Origin of the sequence: Mesorhizobium sp. M6A.T.Ce.TU.002.03.1.1 (assembly GCF_003997275.1) — a bacterium.
Classification (GTDB): Bacteria; Pseudomonadota; Alphaproteobacteria; order Rhizobiales; family Rhizobiaceae; genus Mesorhizobium; species Mesorhizobium mediterraneum.
On sequence record NZ_RZTI01000066.1, the window covers coordinates 1 to 21,755 of the forward strand.

A 21,755-nucleotide genomic window follows, 5' to 3' on the forward strand; every position below is an offset into this window, starting at 1 on the left:
CAAAACACGATCCGCCATCCCGAATCTCCCTGCTCCAACCTTCACCACAGAATCACCGTTCGGCTTCTGTGCAAAGGTCTCACAAGGGGAGAAGGGAAGCACGCCGGCGTCAGTCCGGGATCACCGCTGTCGCCTGGATTTCCACCTTGGCGCGATCCTCGACCAGCGCCATGACTTGCATGGCGGCCATGGCCGGAAAATGCCGGCCGATGACCTCGCGATAGGCCTCACCGATCCCTTTGAGGTTGGCCAGATACTCGGCCTTATCGGTAAAGTACCAGGTCATCGAGGTGATATGCTCAGGCATGGCGCCAGCCTCGGCGAGCACGGCGACGATGTTGGCAAGCGTCTGGCGCACCTGGCCGACAAAATCATCGGTTTCGAATTGGCCTTGCCCGGTCCAGCCGACCTGGCCGCCGATGAAGATCATCTGCCCGCGCGCGGCGACGCCATTGGCGTACCCAACAGGTTTCGCCCAGCCTTCCGGCTGCAGGATGGTGTGCATATCAAGCCTCCCGATACTCAAATCCGGTCGCAATGTTCAAAATCGAACCAGTCTAATTCGCAATTATCCGTCCCAGTTCGGCCTCAGGCCGCTCCCATCACTTGCCTGGCTATGACCACCTTCTGCACGTCGGACGCGCCCTCATAGATGCGCAGCGCGCGGATCTCGCGATACAGGCTTTCGATGATGTGGCCCTTGCGGACGCCATCGCCGCCATGCAGCTGCACGGCCTTGTCGATCACCTCTTGCGCCTTGTCGGTGGCGAACAGCTTGGCCATCGCCGCTTCGCGGGTGACACGGGCGGCGCCCATGTCCTTGGTCCAGGCGGCGCGGTAGACCAGCAAGGCGGCGGCATCGACATCCAGCGCCATGTCGGCGATGTGACCCTGCACCATTTGCAGCTCGACCATCGCAGCGCCGAACAGTTTGCGCTCGGCCACTCTTTTGATGCTTTCGTCCAGCGCGCGCCGGGCAAAGCCGAGTGCCGCCGCGCCGACCGTCGAGCGGAACACGTCGAGCACCGACATGGCGATGCGGAAACCGTCGCCTGGCTTGCCGATCAATGCCGAGGCCGGAACGCGGACATTGTCGAAGGACAATCGTGCCAGCGGATGCGGCGCGATCACCTCCAGCCGTTCGGCGATGGTTAGGCCCTTGATGTCTGCAGGCACGATGAACGCCGAAAGGCCCTTGGCGCCGGGCGCCTCGCCGGTGCGGGCAAAAACGACGTAGAGATCGGCAATGCCACCATTGGAGATCCAGGTCTTTTCACCCGACAGCACATAGTCGTCGCCGTCGTGCGTGGCCGTCATCTCCATATTGGCGACATCAGATCCGGAGCGCGGTTCCGATAGCGCAAAGGCGGAAATTGTTTTGCCAGCACGTGTCTTCGCCAGCCAGCGCTGCTGCTCGGGCGTGCCGAACAGGCTGAGCGCGCCGGTGCCGAGCCCTTGCATGGCGAAGGCAAAGTCGGCCAGCCCGTCATGCCGGGCCAGCGTCTCGCGTGTGATGCACAGCGCGCGAACGTCGAGCGGTCCGGGATTGTCCGTGTCGAGCGCCGTCGGCTCCAGCCAGCCGTCGTTGCCGAGCTTCGCCACCAGCTCGCGGCAGGCGGCGTCGACATCGTCATGCGCGACCGGCAGGTTTTTTCCGCACCAGGCATCCAGCCGCTCGGCCAGCTCGCGGTGTCGGTTCTCGAAGAACGGCCAATTGAGGAAGGACCGGTCAGGCATTTCTGCCTCCACTGTGCTTCGGGCCTTGCACTCCACGGCGCCCCCCTCTGTCCTGCCGGACATCTCCCCCACGAGGGGGGAGATTGGACGTCACCACTGCTTTCGCCAATCGCCGGCATTGCAGGAGAAGCGCTGCAGGTGGAGCTGCCAATCTCCCCCCAAGTGGGGGAGATGGCCGGCAGGCCAGAGGGGGGCGCTGTCCCGCCAACGTGTCCATTTTGATTAAAGAAAACATCCTCAATTGCCCTCGAACACCGGCTTCTGCTTGCCAACAAAAGCCTCGTACGCCCGCTTGAAATCGCCGGTCTGCATGCAGATCGCCTGCGCCTGCGCTTCCGTTTCGATCGCCTGGTCGAGACCCATCGACCACTCCTGGTTCAACTGCGTCTTGGTAATGCCGTGGGCGAAGGTCGGGCCGGAGGCGATGCGCGCGGCCATGTCGAGTGCTTCGGCCTCAAGCGCTGCGGCATCGACCAGCCGATTGAAGAAACCCCAGCGCTCGCCTTCCTCAGCACTCATCGTGCGGCCGGTGTAGAGCAGCTCGGCGGCGCGGCCCTGGCCGATGATGCGCGGCAGGATCGCGCAGGCGCCCATGTCGCAGCCGGCAAGACCGACGCGGGTGAACAGGAACGCCGTCTTGGCTTCCGGCGTGGCGATGCGGATATCGGACGCCATGGCGGTGATGGCGCCGGCGCCCACCGCCACGCCGTCGACCGCCGCAATGATCGGTTTGCCGCAATTCAGCATCGCCTTGACGAAATCGCCGGTCATTCGGGTGAAGGCGAGCAACTCCTTCATGTCCATCTTGACCAGCGGGCCGATGATGTCGTGAACATCGCCGCCGGAGCAGAAATTGCCGCCATTGGGCAGGAACACCACCGCATCGACATCGTCGGCATAGACGAGGTCGCGAAAGATATCGCGCAGCTCGGCATAGCTTTCGAAGGTCAGCGGGTTCTTGCGCTCCGGCCGGTCGAGCCGGATCTTTGCGATCTTGCCTTCGACCTGCCAGAGGAAATGCTTCGGCTTGCGGCCGGCCATTTTTGTCATTCCCGTCCCTCCCAATTGCTGCGGAAGGAATTCAGCATGCCGGTTAGCCGGCGCGCCTCGTCCTCGCTCACATTGCCCAGCAGCTCGCCGATCCAGCTCTCATGTGCGGCGGCGATCACGGCGAAAGCCTTCGATCCTTCCTCCGTCAGCCGCACCATCGAGGTGCGGCGGTCGCCATTGCGTCGGGCGCGGGCGACCAGCCCTTCCGAAACCAGACGGTCGACGATGCCAGTCACATTGCCGTTGGACACCAGCAGGAAGCGCGACAGGTCGCTCATCAGCATGCCTTCCGGCACGCGGTAGAGTGCGGCCATCACGTCGAAGCGCGGCAGCGTCGTGTTGAACTCCTGCCGCAGGCGCTCGCGCAGCTCGGCCTCGATGCTGCGTGAGGCGCGCAGCAGCCGCACCCACAGGCGCAGGCGGTCCTTGCCGGGTCCGGACGGCGCGGGCAGGGGACCGGCTACCATGTCTCACCTCCCGAGATCGAGATCGTCTGGCCGGTGATCGATTGGGCCGCATCGCCGCACAGCCACAGCACCGCGGCTGCAACCTCTTCCGGCTGGATGAAGCGGCCTTGCGGGTTTGTCGAGGCAAGGCTCGTCCTTGCTTCTTCGGCCGAGCGGCCGGTCTTTTCGACGATGCGCTGGATGGATTCCTCGAGCATCTCGGTTTCGATGAAGCCCGGGCAGACGGCGTTGACCGTCACGCCGGATTTGACGGTCTCGACCGCCAGCGCCCGCATCAGGCCGACGACACCATGCTTGGCGGCAACGTAAGCGGCGACATACGGATAGCCCTTTAGCCCGGCCGTCGACGCGACGAATATGACACGGCCTGATTTCCGCGCGGCCATGCCGGCCAGCGCCGGTTTCACCGTCAGGAACGCGCCGGTCAGGTTGACATCGAGCGTGCGCTGCCAGTCCGCGAGCGAGGTCCGCTGTGCCGGGGCGCTGCCGGACATGCCGGCATTGGCGACGACGATATCGATCGGCCCGCGCGCCGCCTCGGCCTGACTGTAGAGCGACGCCATTGCCGCCTCATTGGTGACATCGGCAGCGATGCCGAAGATGCGATCGCTTTGCCTGGCGACCTCGGCAAGTGCCGCCTCGCGCCGGCCGCAGATGGTCACGTCTATGCCGGCGCCGGCCAGCGCCAGCGCGATGGCGCGGCCCACGCCGGAGCCGCCGCCGGTGACCAGCGCGTGCCGCATTGTTATCGTCGCGGTGCTCATACTTTCAGCCCCGCTGCCGCATCGCGTTCGGCCAGCCGGTAGATCTGGTCGCGGCCCGGCAGATAGGGATCCGGCCATTTGACGCCGCGATCACCGAGCGTCACGGCCGCATGCAGCGTCCAGTAGGGATCGGCGAGATGCGGCCTTGCCATCGCGACGAGATCGGCGCGGCCGGCCATCAGGATCGAATTGACGTGGTCCGGCTCATAGATGTTGCCGACCGCCATGGTCGCCATGCCGACCTCGTTGCGGATGCGATCGGAAAACGGCGTCTGGAACATGCGCCCATACACCGGTCTTGCATCGGCCGAAGTCTGGCCGGCCGACACGTCGCAGATGTCGACGCCGGCCTCATGCAGCAGCCGTGCGATCTCGACTGCATCGGCCGGCGTCACGCCTTCGATGCCGACCCAGTCATTGGCCGAGATGCGCATTGAAACAGGTTTTTCGGCGGGCCACGCGGCCCGCACCGCATGGAAGACTTGGAGCGGATAGCGCATGCGGTTTTCGAGCGAGCCGCCATAGGCGTCCGTGCGCCGGTTGGTCAGCGGCGTGATGAAGGAGGACAGGAGATAGCCGTGCGCAGCATGGATTTCGAGCATATCGAAGCCGCAGCGCGCCGCCATCTCGGCCGAAGCGACGAATTGATCGCGCACCCTGTCCATGTCGGCGCGGTCCATCGCCTTCGGCACCTGATTCTCAGGCGACCATGCTATCGCTGATGCCGCCATCACAGGCCAGTTGCCTGATGTCAGTGGCACGTCGGTTCCTTGCCAGCCGAGCCGGGTCGAGCCCTTGGCGCCGGAATGGCCGATCTGCGCGCAGATTTTAGCCTCGGTCTCGGTATGGACGAAATCGACCAGCCGTTTCCAGGCGACCTCATGATCGGGTGCGTAGAACCCGGGACAGCCAGGCGTGATGCGGCCTTCCGGGCTGACGCAGGTCATCTCGATATAGACGAGGCCGGCGCCGCCCTTCGCCCGTTCGGCATAATGGGCGAAGTGCCAGTCGGTCGGGCAGCCGTCGACGGCCTTGTACTGCGCCATCGGCGAGACAACGATGCGGTTCTGCAGGCGCGAACATCGGCGCGCGACGAAGACTGTTGCCGCCGGCGCCGGCCTGGCGCTGGAACCATTCTTCCGCGCCGGCCAGCCACTCGGCATCGCGCAGCCGCAAATTCTCGTGGCTGATGCGCTGCGAGCGGGTCAGCAGCGAATAATTGAATTGCACCGGATCGAGGCCGAGATAGCGTTCGACCTCCTCGAACCATTCGAGCGAATTGCGCGCTGCCGACTGCAGCTTCAGCACTTCGGTGCGGCGGGCGTCTTCATATTTGCGGAACGCCGCCTCGAGGTCGGGCTCGGACTCGACATAGTCGGCCAGCGCCGCAGCACTTTCCAGCGCCAGCTTGGTGCCGGAGCCGATCGAGAAATGCGCTGATGCCGCCGCGTCGCCCATCAGCGCCAGATTCTTGTAGGACCAGCGTTCGCACAGCACGCGCGGGAAATTGATCCAGGCCGAACCTCTGATGTGATTGGCATTGGTCATCAGCGCGTGGCCGCCGAGATGCCTGGCGAAGATCCGTTCGCAGACGGCGATCGATTCTTGCTGTGACATCGCGCCAAAGCCGAAGCGCTCCCAGGTCTGCTCGTTGCATTCGACGATGAAGGTCGCGGTTTCACTGTCGAACTGGTAGGCATGCGCCCATACCCAGCCATGCTCCGTCTTCTCGAAGACGAAGGTGAAGGCGTCGTCGAACTTCTGCTGCGTGCCGAGCCAGACGAACTTGCATTTGCGGGTGTCGATATCTGGCTTGAACACGTCGACGAATGCGCCCCGTACCTTCGAATTCAGGCCGTCGGCGGCGACAACCAGATCGTGGCTCTCCATATAGGGCTTGGGGTCGGCGATATCGGTCTCGAAGACCAGCTTCACGCCAAGCTCACGCGCCCGCCGCTGCAGCAGGACGAGCAGCCGCTTGCGGCCGATGCCGCAGAAGCCGTGGCCGGTCGAGACCGTGCGCACCCCGTCATGAATGACGGCGATGTCGTCCCAATAGGCGAAATGTTTTTTGATCCATACGGCGCTGACCGGATCGTTCCTGGTCAGATTGTCGAGCGTTTCGGCCGACAGCACGACGCCCCAGCCGAATGTGTCGTCGGCGCGGTTGCGCTCGAACACTGTCACCTCGTGCGCGGCGTCCCTGAGCTTCATCGAGATGGCAAAGTAGAGGCCGGCTGGTCCGCCGCCGAGAACCGCAACCTTCATTCGTGCGATCTCCTCTTCGCTTATTATTCGTCAGTATCGCGCCTGAAATAAATTATTTCAAGCTTGAAGTTTCATAATTGAAGCGATCTGCCTCGGATGCCCATGGCCTGCCTGCGGGTCAGACCCGCAAGCACGCGCTTGCCCGGATTATTTTTCCGGGCTCTTCGGGCTCCACAGCACCGTCTCCGCGTCCTTTTCATAGGCCATGCCGTTGGGATAGCTGATCGCTTCCAGTTGCAGGCCCCAGGGCGCCTGGAAATAGAGGATGGTCTGGCCGGCAGCCGGCCCTTCGGTAACCGGCAGCGGGCCCATCCGCGTCTTCACGCCCTTTTCATCGAGATAGGCTTTCGCGGCAGCGATATCGTCGACATAGAAGGCGATGTGGAAGCCGCCAATGTCGCTGTTGCGGGCCTGCAGGTCCCTCTGGTCGGGCGCGGTGTATTTGAACAGCTCGATATTCGAGCCGTAGCCGCAGCGGACCAGGGTGATCTCCTCGATCACCGCCTTGGGGTCGACGCCCAGCAGATCCTGCATGAACGTGCCCTTGTCGTCGGCGAACGGGCCGAAGGACATCGCCTTCTTGCAGCCGACGACCTCGGTGAAGAAGTCGACGGCCTGCTTCATGTCGGGCACCGTAACCCCGGTGTGATCGTGCCCGCGCATGCCGGGAATGGTGCCGGCGGAAGCAGTGCCGATGCTGGCCAGGACGGCGGTCGCAAGCGTTGCGTTTCGGATAGCATTCCTCATGTCAGTCATCCTTCTCGCGGGACGTGGGTGGCTTGCCGGGCGCACGTCCGAGGCCCGCTCTTCGACGTGCGAATGAGATTTGCTTCATACCGGCACCTTAGCGGTGGGCAGCAGCCAGCCGTCATCGATCTCGGGCAGCGGGATGGCTGATATCAGGTCGCGTGTGTAGGCCTGCCGCGGCTTCTCGAACAAAGCGTCGGTGGCGCTTGCCTCGACGATCACGCCTTCGCGCATGACGATCACTTGCCGGCAAAGCCGCCGGATCACCGACAGATCGTGGCTGATGAAGGCGACCGTCAGGCCCATTTCGGCGGCCAGCTTTTCCAGCAACGTCAGGATCTGTGCCTGGGTCGATACGTCGAGACCGGAGACGATCTCGTCGGCCAGCACGAATTTCGGCGACAGCGCGAGCGCCCGGGCAATGCCGACGCGCTGGCGCTGGCCGCCCGACAGTTCGTGACGGTAGCGGCTGGCGAAGCTTTGCGGCAGGCCGACGCGCTGCAATGCCTCCGCGACACGCCCCTTGAGATTGTCGCCAAACCCGTTTTGCCTGAGCGGTGCGGCGATGATGCTGGCAATGGTGCGGCGCGGATTGAGCGACGACATCGGATCCTGGAAGATCATCTGCAGATTGCGGCGCAGCGGCCTGAGCTCGGCCTCCGGCAGATGCGTGATGTCGCGGCCGTCGAAGGTGATGCTGCCGGCGCTGGGCTCCAGCAGGCGTACGAGGGCGCGGCCGAGCGTCGACTTGCCCGATCCGGATTCACCGACGATGCCGGTCACCGACCCCTTTGGCAGGTCGAAATCCAGACCTTTCAGGATTTCGGCCAGCGGCGCGCGGCCGATCAGCGGCTTGCGCGTCATGTCGGCTAGCGCGACCTTCAGGCCGCGGACGGAAAACAGCGGCTCAGCCATGCGGGCGCCTCCAGGCCTGGTCGGCGGCGGCGATCTCCGCGGCCAGCCCGGCCAATACCGCGTCGTCCACCGGTCTCAGAGAGGCGAACGGGTCGGTGTAGCGCGGTGTCGCCGCCATCAGCGCTCGCGTGTAGGGGTGCTGCGGAGCTGCGAACAGCGCCGCCGTCTCGGCCTCCTCCACCACCTTGCCGGCATAGAGCACCGATACTTTCTGGCTGATCTTGGCGACGACGCCGAGATCATGGGTGACGAACAGGATCGCCGTGCCGTGCTCGCGCTGCAACTGCGCGATCAGGCGCAGGATCTGCTTCTGCACGGTCACGTCGAGCGCCGTTGTCGGCTCGTCGGCGACGATCAGCCTTGGCTCGGCGGCGAAGGCGGCGGCGATCAGCACGCGCTGGCGCATGCCGCCGGAAAGCTCGTGCGGATAGCATTTGAGGACGCGGTCCGGGTCGCGGATCTGCACCTCGTCGAGCAACTGGCGGGTGCGGGCGTCGGCTCTCTGTCCGCTCCAGCCGAGGATGCGCACCAGCCGGTCGGTCATCTGCGGACCGATGCGGCGCGACGGGTTGAGCGCGGTCAGCGGATCCTGCGGGATCAGCGCGGTGCGGGCGCCGATCAAGGTGCGCCTCGCCTTTGGCTGAAGCCGGCCGAGATCTTCACCTTCGAGCAGCATGTCGCCCTCGACGATGCGAACGCTCAGTGGCAGAACGCCGAGCACCGCCTTGCCGATCATCGTCTTGCCGGCGCCGCTCTCGCCGACCAGCGCGCGAACCTCGCCGGGTTGGACCGAGAGCGAGACCGAGCGCAGCACGCGGGCGCCATTCGGCAGCACGGCGCTGAGGTTACTGATATCGAGGCAAACGCTCGCGCTCATCGCAGCACCGGATCGAAGCGTGCCTTGAGACCCTCGCCGAACTGGCTGAACGACAACACCGTCAGGATCAGAGTGACCAGCGGAAACACCAGCACCCACCAGGCCTGATGGATCGACAGCCGGCCTTCGGCGATGATGCCGCCCCAGGTCGGGTCGTCGGTCGAGATCGACAGATTGACGAAGGACAGGATCGCCTCGACGATGACGGCGATGCCCATTTCCAGTGACAGCAGCGCGACGATCGACGGCACCACATTGGGCAGCACTTCGCGCAGCATGATACCGATGCGGCCGTAGCCGGCGATGCGGGCGTTCTCGACATAATCCATGCGCGCCTGGCCCATGGTCTCGGCGCGGATCACCCGGCAGAAGCGCGTCCAGTCGATGACCGCGATGGCGATGATGACCGAGCTCAGGCCTGTGCCGAGCACGGCAACCAAAAGGATGGCAAACAACACCGGCGGGAACGCCATCCAGACGTCGACGATGCGCGAGATGATGCGGTCGGCCCAGCCGCCGAAATAGCCGGCGACAAGCCCGAGCGTCGAGCCGACCAGACAGGCGGCCAAGGCTGCCGCGAAGGCAACGACGAAGGCGATGCGGGCGCCGAAGATCAGCCGCGACAGGAGATCGCGGCCGAGGCTGTCGGTGCCGAGCCAGAAGCCGGGCTCCGCGCCGCTCATCCAGAAGGGCGGCAGGCGCTCGAACATCAGGTCCTGCGCCAGCGGGTCCTGCGGCGCGACCAGCGGCGCGAAGATCGCCGCCAGCAGCGCCAGCAGCAGCCAGCCGCCGGACAGCCACAGCCTTGCGCCCGAGCCATGTCTGGAGATGCGGCCGTCATCCATGGCGCAGCCTCGGATTGAGCAGCGCATACATCATGTCCACGGTGAGGTTGATCAGCACGAACAGCAGCGCGAAGACCAGCACGATGCCCTGGATCAGCGGCAGGTCGCGGTTGATGACGGCGTCGATCGCCATGTTGCCGAGACCCTCATAGGAAAACAGCCGCTCGACGATGACGGTGCCGCCGATCAGGAAGGTGAACTGCACGCCGATCAGAGTGAGCGTCGGCAGCGCGGCATTCTTCAGCGCCTCACGCAAAATAACCTGCGTTTCCGAAAAGCCCTTGACCCGCGCCAGCACGACATAGTCGAGATCGAGCACTTCCTTCAGCGATTGCTTCAGCAGCTGCGAGATGATCGCGGCCAGCGGCAACGCCAGGGCCACGGCCGGCATCAGCATGTGCCCGAGCAGGTCCTTGGTCAGGTCGAAGCGCAGCCGCGCAATGCTTTCGAACAGATAGAACTGGGTGACGAAGGGAAGGTCGAGCTGCGGCGAAACCCGGCCGGAAATGTCGAAGATAGGCACCAGCACGCCGAACAAAAGGATCAGCACCAGGCCCCACAAAAAATCGGGAATGGAAAGGGCTGCACCGCTGGCGATGTCGATGCCGGCCTCGACTGCGGTGCCGCGTTCCCGCGCGCCAAGGATCGCCGTCGTGCCGCCGATCGCCAGCGCCATCAAAAGAGCGACGATAGCGAGCTCCAGTGTCGCCGGCAGCCGGTTGAAGACCAGCCCCAGCACGTCTTGCCTAAGCGAGATCGAGGTGCCGAAATCGCCTCTGACAACGCCGGACAGCCAGATGAAGAACTGCTCGACGATGGTCTTGTCGAGCCCATAGAGCGCACGCAACCGGGCGATGTCGGCATCGGTGGCGCCGGGCGGCAGCATCATCGCGATCGGGTCGCCGGGCGCGACGCGAATGACGACGAAAACCACGACGGCGACGCCGAACAGCGTGATCGCCATCGTCAGAAGACGGATCAGGAATCTTTGCAGCAGCATGGTCGCCCGTATGCCTGCGGAAAGGGCGCGCCATCGACGGCGATGGCGCGCTTGGACGCTATGCCGATCTCACGCCGGGGTCATCAGCGCCGGCAACAGCGCGCCGGATATATGCTGCACGACATTGACGCCCTTGGCATGCACGATCGGCTGCGCATACTGGATCAGTGGCAGCACATAGGCCTGTTCGGCGATGTACTTGTCGACAGCCTTCCAGCCGCCGATGCGCTTGGCCTCGTCCTTCTCACCCCATAGCGGGTTGATCATGTCGATCAGATCCTGGCTGTCCCACACCGAATGCGGGCTCGGGCCATAGGTGGCAAAGCCGGTCGACGTCGTCGGATCGCCGATCGCGTTGCCCCAATTGTAGAAGGCCGCCGGCGTCAGCTTGTCGGCGGCGCGCAGCTCGTAGTGCTTGGCGATCTCGTAGACCTCGATCGTCGCCTCGATGCCGACCTTGCGCCACATGCCGACGATCGCCTGGATCATCTCGTAGTCTTTAGGCTTGAAGCCTTTGGTCGTCTGTATCGAGAATTTGACCGGCTTTTCCGGCGAATAGCCGGAGGCGGCCAGCAATTCCTTGGCTTTTTCCGGATTGTGCTCGACCTTGACCGACGCATCATAGGCTGCGTATTCCGGCGTCTCCAGCGTATCGATAGGCTGGCCGTAGCCGCGCAGCAGCCGATCCACGAGCAGCTTCTTGTCGACCGCCATGACGGCAGCCTGGCGGACGTTCTTGTCCAGCATCACGTCGATGTCGTTGAAGAAGATCATGCCGATGTCGGAAACATTCTTGCACGAGCCGGCAAGCCCGTCCTTGGCGATCAGGCGGTCATATTCCTCATAGGGGATTTCGAGCGTCACCTGCGAGGAACCGGACTCGATTTCGGCAACGCGGCTCGCCGCATCGGTGACGAACTTGATCGTCACATTCTCAAAGGCCGGCTTGCCGCCCCAATAGTTCGGATTGGCCTTCAGCCGCAGGAAGGCGTTGCGCTCGAATTTGTCGACCATATAGGGGCCGGTGCCGATCGGGGCTTTCTCGAAGCCCTCGGCGCCGACCTTTTCATAATAGGCCTTCGGCATGATGTAGCCGGTCAGGAACGACATCCACTTGAAATAGACCGGGTCGAACTGCACCACGTCGCCGGTGATTTTGTTGCCGTCGATCTTGAAATTGTTGACGTTCTTCCAGACGAATTGGATCGGGTTGCCGGTCTTTTCGTCGCCCGCCCGCTGCAGCGACCAGACCACGTCCTCGGCCGTGAACGGCGAGCCGTCATGCCAGGTGACGCCGTCGCGCACCGTCATCATGATCTTGGTGCGGTCGTCATTCCAGCCCCATTCGGTGAGCAGGCCCGGCCCGAAGGACAGGTCCGGCTTCTGCGGGATGAACTGGTCGAACACCGACTGGTAGAGGCCCTGGATCGTCGGGTTGACCGCCGAAGGCCCGGTGGTCGGGTCCCAGGACGGCAGGTTGACGTTGTAGGCGATGGTCAGTTCGCCGGCTGCCTTGGCCATTTGCGGCAGGCCGATGACGGTGGCGCCAACCGCTGCTGCGCCATATCCGAGCAATTCTCGTCTGTTGATTGTCATGGTCGTTCCCCTGTTGGTTTTCTGTGCGCGTCGTCGTTGTCGTTCAGTGGGTTCAGGCTCCTTGGGCAACCGCGCATTGCCTCTCCTTCACCCGCAAGTGTTTTGAATTCTACCTCCCGCCAAGCTGTTGAGCGAGCATATAGCCCGAGGCTGCACCGGTGCCGGCCCCCGGCCATGTCGCAGCCCCTGTGAGATGCAAATTCCCGACCGGCGTGTTCCACCCGGCATAACCGCGCGCCGGGCGAAACAGGAAATTCTGCGCCAGATGGTGGCTGCCGCAGATCTGGTCGCCGCCGACGAGGTTGGGGTTCTCGCGTTCGAGGTCGAGCGGCGAGAAAACGGCGCGGCCGCGGATCTTCCGGCGAAGGCCGGGCGCATAGATCTCGATGATGTCGAGAACGCGCTCGGCATAGCGCTCCTTGACGTTGTCCCAGTGGGCCGGCGCGATTTTGCCCGCCGCATCGCCTGACATTTCGGCGGGCAGCATGCGCACCTGCACCCACAGCACATGCTTGCCTTCCGGCGCCCGCGACGGATCGACCGCAGTCGGCTGGCCGACGACCAGAACCGGCTCGTCCGGCAGCATGCCCGATATTGCCTGCTGATAGGTCCGCGACATCGCGTCGAGCGACGGCGACAGATGGACATAGGCGAATTGCCGAAGCTCGGCACCGGCGCGCCAGTCCGGCAGATCGTCCAGCGCCAGATGGATCATCATCGTGCCCGGCGCATGACGGAATTTTTTCATCGCCGCGTCGAAGCCGGCGTCACTGGTGCCGTTTGGCAAAAGCTTTTCGGCCAGCGCCTTGGGCGCAACGCCGGCGATGACCGCCTTGGTGGCGGTATGCGTCTCGCCGGAAGCAAGCCGCACACCGGTCGCCTTGCCGGCGGAAACCGCGATCTCGGCCACGTCAGCCCCGGTGACAATCTTGCCGCCGGCAGCGGTGACCATGCCCGACAGCGCGCGGATGATGGTGTCGGCGCCGCCCTTGCCGAGCACCATGCCGAAGCACTGATTGGCCATCGATTCCAGATAGGGGAACACCGCGCCGCCGGCGATGTCGGGGGCGAAATCGAGATGCATGCCCCAGGTGGCGAGCGTCGCCCTGACATGCGGCGTCTCGAAATTCTCCTCAAGCCACGCGCGGGGTGAGGAAAGCAGCAACCGACCAGTGTCGAGCGCGCCGGCAAAACCCTTCTTGCGCCACAGGTTCCAGGCGGTGCCGGCCAGCGCCCGCCCGCTCATCGGCGCTCCCAGCAGCCGGAACAGATGCTCGGCCTCCGCCGGGAAGGCGTCAACCAGCCGGCGCCAGGTGGCGGCGTCGGCTTGCGAAAATCCGGCGAGGCGCGACGCGGTCTTCTCCAGGTCGTGGCTGACGCCGAACCAGCGACCGTCCGGGAACGCGCTGGCGAAGCAATCGGCGACCGGCGCAAACTCCAGCCCGTGGCTTTTCAATTCATTTGCATATTTCTTGTGAAAGGCCGAGCCGGCGAACAGGCTCAGATTCATCGCACCGAAATCGTGCCGGAAGCCGGGCAGCGTGAATTCGCGGGTCTGGACGGCGCCGCCGATTGTTGCGCTGCGCTCGAAAATCGCGGTTTTCCAACCTTTCAACGCCAGATGCGCGGCGCATGCCAGACTGTTGTGGCCCGCCCCGACGAAAATGGCGTCAAACTCGCTCACACCCCACCCAACCCATTTCCTTTATGCTTAAAGATAATTGCAGATGCATATGTTTTCGTCTAGTAGGATATTAAGGGCCGCAACGAGCCTTCAGAGCCATCCAAGAAAGAGGGAACAGAGACCATGGACACGCAAAACCTTCTCGGCGAGGTCGCCGGCCAGCTTCTTTCAGGCGCCATCCAGGTGGTCGACCTGACGGCGCCGCTTGGGCCGAACACGCCGCTGATCAAGCTGCCGCCGGAACTCGCCGTCGACACGCCGAAGATCGAGATCCACGCCATCTCCGCCTATGACAAGAACGGTCCGTGGTGGGCCTGGAACTGGCTGAAGCTCGGCGAACACTCGGGCACGCATTTCGACGCGCCGCAGCACTGGATCACCGGCAAGGATTATCCGGACGGCGCCACCGACACCATTCCGGCGCAGAACTTCGTCGGGCCGGTCAATGTCATCGACTGCTCCAGCCAAGCCGCTGCCGATCACGACTTCCTGCTCACCGTCGACCACATCAAGGCGTGGGAAGCCGAGCACGGCACGATCAATGCCGGCGAATGGGTGGTGATGCGCACCGACTGGTACAAGCGCAACGGCTCGGAAGCCGAATTCCTCAACGCCGACGAGACCGGACCGCACACGCCAGGACCGACGGCCGAGGCCATCCAGTACCTGATCAGCAAGGACATCAAGGGCTGGGGCAGCGAGACCATCGGCACGGATGCCGGCAAAGCAGGGGGAATGGAGCCGCCATTCCCAGCGCACAGCCTGATGCACAAGGCCAACCGCTACGGGCTCGCCAGCCTCTGCAACCTCGACCGGCTGCCGCCAAAAGGCGCGATCCTGATCGCGGCACCGCTCAAGATCGAGCACGGCACCGGCAGCCCGATCCGCGCACTGGCGCTGGTGCCGAGACAATAGGACGAGGTGGCGGTCTTCGGGAGAAGATCATGGTCGCAGGTAACGCTGTAGTGACGATTTGGGAGCGGCAGCCTTGTAACGCTGCGGCTCTACGGCGCCCCCCTCTGTCCTGCCGGCGGAGAGCAATCGTCGATGAACGCGCCCGATCACATCATCGTCGGCAGCGGCATCAACGCGCTGGTCTGCGCGGCGATGCTTAGCGGCAAGGGGGCGAAGGTGCTGGTGCTCGAGCGCAACGACCGCATCGGCGGTTGCATGCGCACCGAGGAGATCACCGCGCCTGGTTTCATCCATGACGTGATGGCGACGACCTTCGTCCTGTTCATCACCTCGCCGGCCTATGCGGCGCTGGGCAAGGATCTGGCGCGGCACGGCCTGGAATTCTGCAACACCGGCACGCCGACCGGCGTGCTGCGCCCGGACGGCAGCCATGCCATCCTGCGCACCGACCGCCCCGCCAATGTCGCGGCTGCCAATGCGCTTGCCGCAGGCGACGGCGACCGGCACGGCAGCGATGTCGGCGAGATCGAGCGCAATGCCGGTCTGCTGTTCGGCCTGCTTGGCGGCAGCCTGTGGTCCTACCCCACGGCAAAGCTGCTGGCGGGCGAAGCCTGGCGGCGAGCGCCGCGTGGGCTTGCCGCCTTTCTTGGCGAAGCGCTGGTGCCGGCGCGCGGCTGGCTCGAAAGAACCTATCAATCCGAAACCACCCGCGCGCTGTGGGCGCCCTGGGTGTTGCATGCCGGCCTTGGGCCTGAAGACGCGTTCTCCGGCCAGATCGCCAGGGTAATCGCCTTCGCGCTCGAAGCGGCCGGCGCGCCGATCGTCAAGGGCGGCGCCAAGAATCTGCTTTCTGCCTTCGAAGCGCTGATCAAGGAGCGCGGCGGCGTGATCCGGACTGAAGGGGACGTTGCCTCCATCATCCAGACGAATGGCCGAGCCACCGGCGTGCGGCTGGCTTCGGGCGAAACGGTCACCGCGAAGAAGAGCGTCATCTGTTCGGTCACGCCGACCCAGCTCTACGAGCGGCTGCTCGGCGACGCAGCGCCGAAAGCCGACGTCGAAGCGACGCAAAAATACCGCTACGGCAAGGGCAATTTCCAGATCCACTATGCCTTGGACAAACCACCCGCATGGCGCGGCGACGGCTTGGACAAGGTCGCGCTGCTGCATCTGACCCCCGGGCTCGACGGTGTATCGAAAGCCTGCAACGAGGCCACGCGCGGTATGCTGCCGGAGGTTCCGACCATCTGCGTCGGCCAACCGCATGCGCTCGATCCTTCGCGCTGTCCGGACGGAAAGGCGATCCTGTGGCTGCAACTGCCCGAGGCCCCACGCCATATCAAGGGCGATGCCGCCGGCAAGCTGCCGACGCCGGCCGACGGCCGCTGGACCGAAGCATTGCGCGAAGCCTACGCGGACCGTGCCGAAGCGATCCTCGCCAGTCATATCGCCGGGTTCAAGGACAGCGTGATTGCACGCCGCGCCTATTCGCCGGCCGATCTGGAAACAATGAACATCAATCTGGTCGGCGGCGATCCCTATGGCGGTTCCTCGGCCATCGATCAATCATTCCTGTGGCGACCGTTCAAGACGAGCCGCAATCACGCCACCGGGGTCAAGGGCCTCTACCATATCGGCGCCTCGACCCACCCCGGCGCCGGGCTTGGCGGCGGTTCCGGCTTCTTGCTGGCGGGGAGGCTGTGATGGAACAGAAGGTTGAAAAGCGCCAGCGCATCTCGACTTTGGGCCAGATCGGCCTGCAGCAGTTCGCGCCCTATCTGATGAACCGCATCATGGGCCGCTACAACGCCACCTTGCGCGACGATTTCCGCAAGCAGGGCCTGACCATTCCGCAGGTGCGCACACTCGCCGTGCTGTCGGTCACCGACGGCGTCACCGTCAACGACCTCTCGGTCTATACGGTCATCGAACAATCCACGTTGAGCCGGACGCTCGACACGCTGGAAGGACAAGGGTTTGTGCGGCGGGAGCAGGGGGTAACCGACAGCCGCATCCGCCATGTGTTCCTGACCGACGAGGGTCGCGCCGAGTTCACCCGCGCCTGGCCGGCCATGCATGACGCGTTCGAGGCCATGTTCGACGACGTCGACGATGCCGAATATGCGGCGCTGATCGCGACGCTGCAAAAGATGCTGAAGAACATTCGCAAGCACGACATTTGATCTTACGCGCTGCCGGATGCCGGCGGTAACGGAAGGAGCCAAAAAATGGCCGAACGGTCTTTTGCCAAGGAAGTCGAAAAGCTCAGGCTCGGCGCCGGCGAGGAGTTTTCCGGCGAAGGTATTCTCGCCATCACCAAGGCGCTGCTGCAATGCGGCGTCGGCTATGTCGGCGGCTACCAGGGCGCGCCGATCAGCCATCTGATGGACGTGCTCGCCGACGCGCAGGACATATTGGGCGAGCTCGGCGTGCATTTCGAGGCGAGCGCCTCGGAAGCGACCGCCACCGCCATGCTGGCGGCATCGGTGCATTATCCGATCCGTGGCGCGGCGACTTTCAAGTCGACGGTCGGCACCAATGTTGCGTCGGATGCGCTCGCCAATCTCGCCTCGGGCGGAGTCACCGGCGGCGCGCTGATCATCGTCGGCGAGGACTATGGCGAGGGCTCCTCGATCATGCAGGAGCGCAGCCATGCCTTCGCCATGAAGAGCCAGGTCTGGCTGCTTGACCCGCGGCCGAACCTGCCGTCGATCGTCAAGGCGGTCGAGGACGGCTTCGAGCTGTCGGAGATTTCCAACACGCCGGTTATGCTGCAGGTCCGCATCCGCTGCTGCCATGTCCACGGCCATTTCATCGCCAAGGACAACAAGCGGCCGGCGATGACGGTGGCCGATGCGCTCGACGCGCCGCGCCGTGACACCGGCCGCATCGTGCTGCCGCCAGCCTCCTTCCTGCACGAGAAGGAAAAAGTGCAAAAACGCTGGCCGGCGGCGGTGGATTTCATCCGCGAGAACAAGATCAACGAGTTCTTCGGTCCGGAGCACGGCTCGGTCGGCATCGTCATGCAGGGCGGCATGTACAATTCGGTCATCCGCGCGCTGCAGCGCCTCGGCCTTGCCGATACTTATGGCGAGACAGACGTGCCGCTCTACGTGCTGAATGCCGTCTATCCCTTGGTCGATGACGAGTTCCTGTCCTTCTGCGAGGGCAAGGACGCCGTGCTCGTCGTCGAGGAAGGCCAGCCCAATTATATCGAGCAGGCCTTTGCCGCGATGCTGCACAAAGCCGGGCGCGGCACCAAACTCGTCGGCAAGGAACATCTGCCGATGGCCGGCGAATATACCGGCCAGGTCATGCTCGACGGCATCGGATCGTTCCTGCGCGCCACCATCCCCCATTTGCTGCCGGGCGAGGTCCGCGCGCCGAACAAGATCGGCGACGGGCTCGATACCGCCGACCTGGTCAATGTCGTCCCGGGCCGTCCGCCAGGCTTCTGCGTCGGCTGTCCGGAGCGGCCGATCTTTGCCGCCACCAAGCTGGTCGAGCAGGAGTTGGGCAAGCACCACATCGCCTCCGACATCGGCTGCCATCTGTTTTCGATCATGCCGCCTTTCGAGCTTGGCGCCACCACAATGGGCTACGGGCTGGGGCCGGCCTCGGCTTCGGCGTTCAATTCGCCCGACGCCAAGCGCCGCTCGATCTCCTTCGTCGGCGACGGCGGCTTCTGGCACAACGGACTGACCTCGTCGATCGGCAATGCGGTGTTCAACAAGAACGACGGCGTCATCGTCATCGTCGACAATTTCTATTCTGCCGCGACGGGAGGGCAGGATATTCTTTCATCCCGCGCCGGCAATAAGACGAAATCGACAAAGCATCCGATCACCGAGGCGGTGAAAGGCATGGGCGTTAAATGGCTGCGCCACATCGACCGCACCTACGATGTCACCAAGATGCAGGACACGCTGCGCGAGGCGCTGACGACGGACGAGAAGGGCCCGAAAGTCATCGTCGCCTCGTCCGAATGCATGCTCAACCGGCAGCGCCGCGAGAAGCCGCTGGTCGACAAGGCGATCAAGGGCGGTGAGCGGATCGTCAAGCCGAAATTCGGCGTCGACGAAGACATCTGCACCGGCGACCATGCCTGCATGCGGCTTTCCGGCTGCCCGTCGCTGTCGGTGAAGTCGCTGGACGATCCGCTGCGCGACGACCCGGTGGCGCATATCGACCAGAGCTGCGTCGGCTGCGGCAATTGCGGCGAGGTCGCCGATGCGGCGGTGCTGTGCCCGTCCTTCTACCGCGCCGACATGGTGCACAATCCGAGCCGCTGGGACCGTTTCCTGGAAGCCGCCCGTCGCGCCACGATCGGCCTCTTGCAGCGGCGCCGTGAAAGCCGGCGCCTGACATTCGCCGATGCTTGACGCGGTCCCCTCATCGCGCTCGAAAGCCGGCGCTCGCGAAGATGAGCGCGTCATCAAGCTTGCCGTGCTGGCGGTCGGCGGCCAGGGCGGCGGCGTGCTGGCCGACTGGATCACCGACGTCGCCGAGCGCAACGGCTATGTCGCGCAGTCGACCTCGGTCGCCGGCGTCGCCCAGCGCACCGGCGCCACCATCTACTATGTCGAGATGTGCCGCGACACCGGCCGGCTGCCGGTCTTCGCGCTATCACCTTCGCAGGGCGACGTCGACATACTGATCGCCGCCGAACTGATGGAAGCCGGCCGCGCCATCATCCGTGGCTTCGTCACGCCCGAGCGCACGACGCTGATCGCCTCGTCGCATCGCATCGCCGCGGTGTCGGAAAAGATCGAGCCCGGCGACGGCCGGGCCTCGTCGCCAAAGGTGCATGCGACAGCGGAAGCCGCGGCCAAGCGCTTCATCGCCTTCGACATGGAGAAGATCGCCGCCGACAACGGCTCGATGATCTCGGCCAGCCTGCTCGGCGCATTGGCGGGGTCCGATGCCCTGCCGTTCACCCGCGAAAGCTATGAGCAGGCGGTCAGTGCCGGCGGCCGCGGCGTGAAGGCCAGTCTCGCCGCCTTTGGCGCCTCCTTTGATCGCGCCCGCGGCATCACGAACGCGCCACCTCTGGGCGAAAAGGCTGCGGAGCCGAAAGCTGTCGAAATCGGTTCGGCGGCAAAGGTTAGCGGCCCGGAAAGCCTGATGAAGGGCTGGCAGGCACTAGCCGCCCGGGTCGCTGCGCTGCCGGCCCCGGTGCGCGACATGGCGCTTCGCGGCCTCAGGAAGGTGGTCGACTATCAGGACATCGCCTATGGCGGCGAGTATCTCGACCGGCTAGACCGGGCGGTCGTCCTGGACAATGCCGACCACGACTACGCGCTGTCGATCGCTGCGGCAAAGCATCTGGCCAACGCCATGTGCTACGACGACATGATCCGCGTCGCTGACCTGAAGACGCGCTCGACTCGCGACAAGCGCGTGCGCCGCGAGGTCGGCGTCAAGGACGGCTCGATCCTCCAGGTGACCGAATATTTCCATCCGCGCATCGAGGAGTTCTGCGGCACGCTGCCGGCCGGGCTCGGCAGCTACATCGAGGCGCGGCCGAAGCTTGCCGCCTTTCTCGACCGCCGTATCAATCGCGGCCGCCGCATCCGCACCGACAGCTTCGCCGGCTTTGCCGCCCTCTGGTTCATCGGCGGCATGCGCCGCTGGCGTCGCCGCCTGCTGCGCCACAAGGTCGAGACCGCGCATCTCGAGCGCTGGTACGCGCTGGCGCTCGGCCATGTCAGGGAAGACTACGCGCTTGCCGTCGAGATCCTCAACTGCCGCCGCCTGATCAAGGGCTACAGCGACACCCATGTTCGCGCGCAGTCGAAATTCGACCGGGTGCTGTCGGCGCTCGACCTGCTCAAGGGCCGCGCGGATGCTGCCGACTGGATCCGCCGCCTGCGCGAAGCCGCGCTAAAGGACGAGAAGGGCGATATGCTCGATGGTGCGCTGAAGACCGTGGCGTCGCTGCAGTAGAGCTAATAGCTGAATTCCGCCGGCCTTTGCGATTTTGCGTTGACCTGCAAGGTGAAAATATCCGGCCGGCTGTAGTGCCCGGCGACGTCGAGACTGCGGCGAGCGGCAATTGCCGCCTTGAGATCGATGTCGGCATGCAGAATGCCTGTTTCCTTGCGCAAAGGGCCGGCAACGATTTTTCCCCCTGGCGCGATGACCACGGAGTCGCCCTGATTGATCCACTCGTCCGCGTCCGGATAGAGGCGGTCACGGTCGGGAAAGTCGCGCGGCAAGTCTTCCACCCGCAAGACATTGCCGGCGCCGATGACCCAGCAGCCGCCCTCGCGGGCGATATGCTGCAATGTGCCGATCCAGCCGTCGCCACTGTCGTAGGTTGGGGCGACGTGGATATCGATGCCTTGAGCATAGAGCGCGTACCGGGCAAGCGGCATGTAGTTCTCCCAGCAAACCAGCGAGCCAACCCGTCCTGAAGGCGTGTCGACGACCTTCAGGCCGCTGGCGTCACCAAATCCCCAGACCATCCGCTCGGGGTTGGTGGGCATGAGCTTGCGGTGCCTGTTTAGAAGCGAACCGTCCGGGCCAATTACGATGACGCTGTTGTAGATAGTGGCGCGGCTCCACTGGCTGTCGCGTTCGTTGATGCCGCACAGGATGGTCACTTTGAACGTCCTGGCGGCGTCGAACAGCGGGCGCAGTTGATCCGACGAGAGGTCGACGGCATTGTCGACCAGGCGCCCGTGCAATTGGCCTGCCAGGCCGCCGTCGGCCCCCGGCTTCAGGCGCCAGATCCATGCGGGGTATCCGGGGATGAACGCCTCGGAGAAGACCACAAGCTCGGCGCCGCCATTCGCGGCCTCGGCAACCAGCCGCACTGCCTTGGCGATCGTCCCTTCACGATCCAGAAAAGCCGGCGGTTCCTGGACAATGGCAATTCTCGTCATGAG

Annotated in this window: 18 protein-coding genes and 1 pseudogene; 5 read left to right on the top strand and 14 right to left on the bottom strand. The window is 64.4% G+C overall.

Features of this window, described 5'->3' with window-relative positions; translation table 11 throughout:
• Positions 1–109: 109 nt before the first annotated feature.
• The 13 genes and pseudogenes from EOC93_RS19385 to EOC93_RS19450 form a co-directional block, all read right to left on the bottom strand.
• On the bottom strand, positions 110–505 hold the full coding sequence (locus EOC93_RS19385) for a RidA family protein (RefSeq protein ID WP_095487728.1): 396 nt from the start codon (positions 503–505) through the stop codon (positions 110–112).
• Between the two features lie 83 nt (positions 506–588).
• Positions 589–1,737 (bottom strand): acyl-CoA dehydrogenase family protein, encoded by a 1,149-nt coding sequence (locus tag EOC93_RS19390; protein WP_095487730.1) that lies wholly within the window; start codon positions 1,735–1,737, stop codon positions 589–591.
• Between the two features lie 237 nt (positions 1,738–1,974).
• On the bottom strand, positions 1,975–2,787 hold the full coding sequence (locus EOC93_RS19400; protein WP_127205423.1) for an enoyl-CoA hydratase family protein: 813 nt from the start codon (positions 2,785–2,787) through the stop codon (positions 1,975–1,977).
• Positions 2,784–3,254: a MarR family transcriptional regulator gene (locus tag EOC93_RS19405; protein ID WP_095487734.1), complete on the bottom strand. Its 471-nt coding sequence runs from the start codon at positions 3,252–3,254 to the stop codon at positions 2,784–2,786. The genes EOC93_RS19400 and EOC93_RS19405 overlap by 4 nt, the downstream gene beginning before the upstream one ends.
• Positions 3,248–4,018, bottom strand: a complete 771-nt coding sequence (locus EOC93_RS19410) for an SDR family NAD(P)-dependent oxidoreductase (RefSeq protein WP_127205424.1) — start codon at positions 4,016–4,018, stop codon at positions 3,248–3,250. Before EOC93_RS19410 ends, EOC93_RS19405 begins: the two co-directional genes overlap by 7 nt.
• Positions 4,015–6,286 (bottom strand): annotated as a pseudogene (locus EOC93_RS19415) (bifunctional salicylyl-CoA 5-hydroxylase/oxidoreductase). The gene EOC93_RS19410 and the pseudogene EOC93_RS19415 overlap by 4 nt, the downstream one beginning before the upstream one ends.
• Positions 6,287–6,433: 147 nt before the next feature.
• On the bottom strand, positions 6,434–7,033 hold the full coding sequence (locus EOC93_RS19420) for a VOC family protein (protein WP_127205425.1): 600 nt from the start codon (positions 7,031–7,033) through the stop codon (positions 6,434–6,436).
• Between the two features lie 84 nt (positions 7,034–7,117).
• The gene (locus EOC93_RS19425) at positions 7,118–7,948 is read right to left on the bottom strand and encodes an ATP-binding cassette domain-containing protein (protein WP_127205426.1); all 831 of its coding nucleotides are present in this window, start codon (positions 7,946–7,948) and stop codon (positions 7,118–7,120) included.
• Positions 7,941–8,825: an ABC transporter ATP-binding protein gene (locus EOC93_RS19430; protein WP_127205427.1), complete on the bottom strand. Its 885-nt coding sequence runs from the start codon at positions 8,823–8,825 to the stop codon at positions 7,941–7,943. The genes EOC93_RS19425 and EOC93_RS19430 overlap by 8 nt, the downstream gene beginning before the upstream one ends.
• The gene (locus EOC93_RS19435) at positions 8,822–9,670 is read right to left on the bottom strand and encodes an ABC transporter permease (RefSeq protein WP_127205428.1); all 849 of its coding nucleotides are present in this window, start codon (positions 9,668–9,670) and stop codon (positions 8,822–8,824) included. The genes EOC93_RS19430 and EOC93_RS19435 overlap by 4 nt, the downstream gene beginning before the upstream one ends.
• Positions 9,663–10,670, bottom strand: coding sequence for an ABC transporter permease (locus EOC93_RS19440; RefSeq protein WP_127205429.1), 1,008 nt, complete (start codon positions 10,668–10,670; stop codon positions 9,663–9,665). The genes EOC93_RS19435 and EOC93_RS19440 overlap by 8 nt, the downstream gene beginning before the upstream one ends.
• Positions 10,671–10,739: 69 nt before the next feature.
• Positions 10,740–12,266, bottom strand: coding sequence for an ABC transporter substrate-binding protein (locus EOC93_RS19445; RefSeq protein WP_127205430.1), 1,527 nt, complete (start codon positions 12,264–12,266; stop codon positions 10,740–10,742).
• Positions 12,267–12,375: 109 nt separating this feature from the next.
• Positions 12,376–13,950 carry an NAD(P)/FAD-dependent oxidoreductase gene (locus tag EOC93_RS19450; protein WP_127205431.1) on the bottom strand — a complete coding sequence of 525 codons (1,575 nt, stop codon included), beginning with the start codon at positions 13,948–13,950 and terminating at the stop codon, positions 12,376–12,378.
• A 123-nt stretch (positions 13,951–14,073) separates the two neighbouring features.
• On the opposite strand from EOC93_RS19450, the gene EOC93_RS19455 reads away from it, so the two are divergent.
• From EOC93_RS19455 to EOC93_RS19475, 5 genes are all read left to right on the top strand, one after another.
• Positions 14,074–14,865: a cyclase family protein gene (locus EOC93_RS19455; RefSeq protein WP_127205432.1), complete on the top strand. Its 792-nt coding sequence runs from the start codon at positions 14,074–14,076 to the stop codon at positions 14,863–14,865.
• A gap of 132 nt (positions 14,866–14,997) precedes the next feature.
• Positions 14,998–16,569, top strand: a complete 1,572-nt coding sequence (locus EOC93_RS19460; protein ID WP_127205433.1) for an NAD(P)/FAD-dependent oxidoreductase — start codon at positions 14,998–15,000, stop codon at positions 16,567–16,569.
• Complete coding sequence (locus EOC93_RS19465) at positions 16,569–17,048, top strand: MarR family transcriptional regulator (protein WP_126037474.1); 480 nt, start codon at positions 16,569–16,571, stop codon at positions 17,046–17,048. Before EOC93_RS19460 ends, EOC93_RS19465 begins: the two co-directional genes overlap by 1 nt.
• A gap of 45 nt (positions 17,049–17,093) precedes the next feature.
• On the top strand, positions 17,094–19,247 hold the full coding sequence (locus tag EOC93_RS19470) for an indolepyruvate ferredoxin oxidoreductase subunit alpha (protein WP_126103795.1): 2,154 nt from the start codon (positions 17,094–17,096) through the stop codon (positions 19,245–19,247).
• Positions 19,240–20,811: an indolepyruvate oxidoreductase subunit beta family protein gene (locus EOC93_RS19475; protein ID WP_127205434.1), complete on the top strand. Its 1,572-nt coding sequence runs from the start codon at positions 19,240–19,242 to the stop codon at positions 20,809–20,811. The genes EOC93_RS19470 and EOC93_RS19475 overlap by 8 nt, the downstream gene beginning before the upstream one ends.
• A 2-nt stretch (positions 20,812–20,813) precedes the next feature.
• Here EOC93_RS19475 and EOC93_RS19480 read toward each other — a convergent pair whose 3' ends face one another.
• On the bottom strand, positions 20,814–21,752 hold the full coding sequence (locus tag EOC93_RS19480) for a carbon-nitrogen hydrolase family protein (RefSeq protein ID WP_126103793.1): 939 nt from the start codon (positions 21,750–21,752) through the stop codon (positions 20,814–20,816).
• Positions 21,753–21,755 lie beyond the last annotated feature (3 nt).

Excerpts from the sequence above, each read along its gene's own strand:
- EOC93_RS19385 (WP_095487728.1), bottom strand. The coding sequence starts at position 505 with ATGCACACCATCCTGCAGCCGGAAGGCTGGGCGAAACCTGTTGGGTAC.
- EOC93_RS19390 (WP_095487730.1), bottom strand. The coding sequence starts at position 1,737 with ATGCCTGACCGGTCCTTCCTCAATTGGCCGTTCTTCGAGAACCGACAC.
- EOC93_RS19400 (WP_127205423.1), bottom strand. The coding sequence starts at position 2,787 with ATGACAAAAATGGCCGGCCGCAAGCCGAAGCATTTCCTCTGGCAGGTC.
- EOC93_RS19405 (WP_095487734.1), bottom strand. The coding sequence starts at position 3,254 with ATGGTAGCCGGTCCCCTGCCCGCGCCGTCCGGACCCGGCAAGGACCGC.
- EOC93_RS19410 (WP_127205424.1), bottom strand. The coding sequence starts at position 4,018 with ATGAGCACCGCGACGATAACAATGCGGCACGCGCTGGTCACCGGCGGC.
- EOC93_RS19420 (WP_127205425.1), bottom strand. The coding sequence starts at position 7,033 with ATGAGGAATGCTATCCGAAACGCAACGCTTGCGACCGCCGTCCTGGCC.
- EOC93_RS19425 (WP_127205426.1), bottom strand. The coding sequence starts at position 7,948 with ATGGCTGAGCCGCTGTTTTCCGTCCGCGGCCTGAAGGTCGCGCTAGCC.
- EOC93_RS19430 (WP_127205427.1), bottom strand. The coding sequence starts at position 8,825 with ATGAGCGCGAGCGTTTGCCTCGATATCAGTAACCTCAGCGCCGTGCTG.
- EOC93_RS19435 (WP_127205428.1), bottom strand. The coding sequence starts at position 9,670 with ATGGATGACGGCCGCATCTCCAGACATGGCTCGGGCGCAAGGCTGTGG.
- EOC93_RS19440 (WP_127205429.1), bottom strand. The coding sequence starts at position 10,670 with ATGCTGCTGCAAAGATTCCTGATCCGTCTTCTGACGATGGCGATCACG.
- EOC93_RS19445 (WP_127205430.1), bottom strand. The coding sequence starts at position 12,266 with ATGACAATCAACAGACGAGAATTGCTCGGATATGGCGCAGCAGCGGTT.
- EOC93_RS19455 (WP_127205432.1), top strand. The coding sequence starts at position 14,074 with ATGGACACGCAAAACCTTCTCGGCGAGGTCGCCGGCCAGCTTCTTTCA.
- EOC93_RS19460 (WP_127205433.1), top strand. The coding sequence starts at position 14,998 with ATGAACGCGCCCGATCACATCATCGTCGGCAGCGGCATCAACGCGCTG.
- EOC93_RS19465 (WP_126037474.1), top strand. The coding sequence starts at position 16,569 with ATGGAACAGAAGGTTGAAAAGCGCCAGCGCATCTCGACTTTGGGCCAG.
- EOC93_RS19470 (WP_126103795.1), top strand. The coding sequence starts at position 17,094 with ATGGCCGAACGGTCTTTTGCCAAGGAAGTCGAAAAGCTCAGGCTCGGC.
- EOC93_RS19475 (WP_127205434.1), top strand. The coding sequence starts at position 19,240 with ATGCTTGACGCGGTCCCCTCATCGCGCTCGAAAGCCGGCGCTCGCGAA.
- EOC93_RS19480 (WP_126103793.1), bottom strand. The coding sequence starts at position 21,752 with ATGACGAGAATTGCCATTGTCCAGGAACCGCCGGCTTTTCTGGATCGT.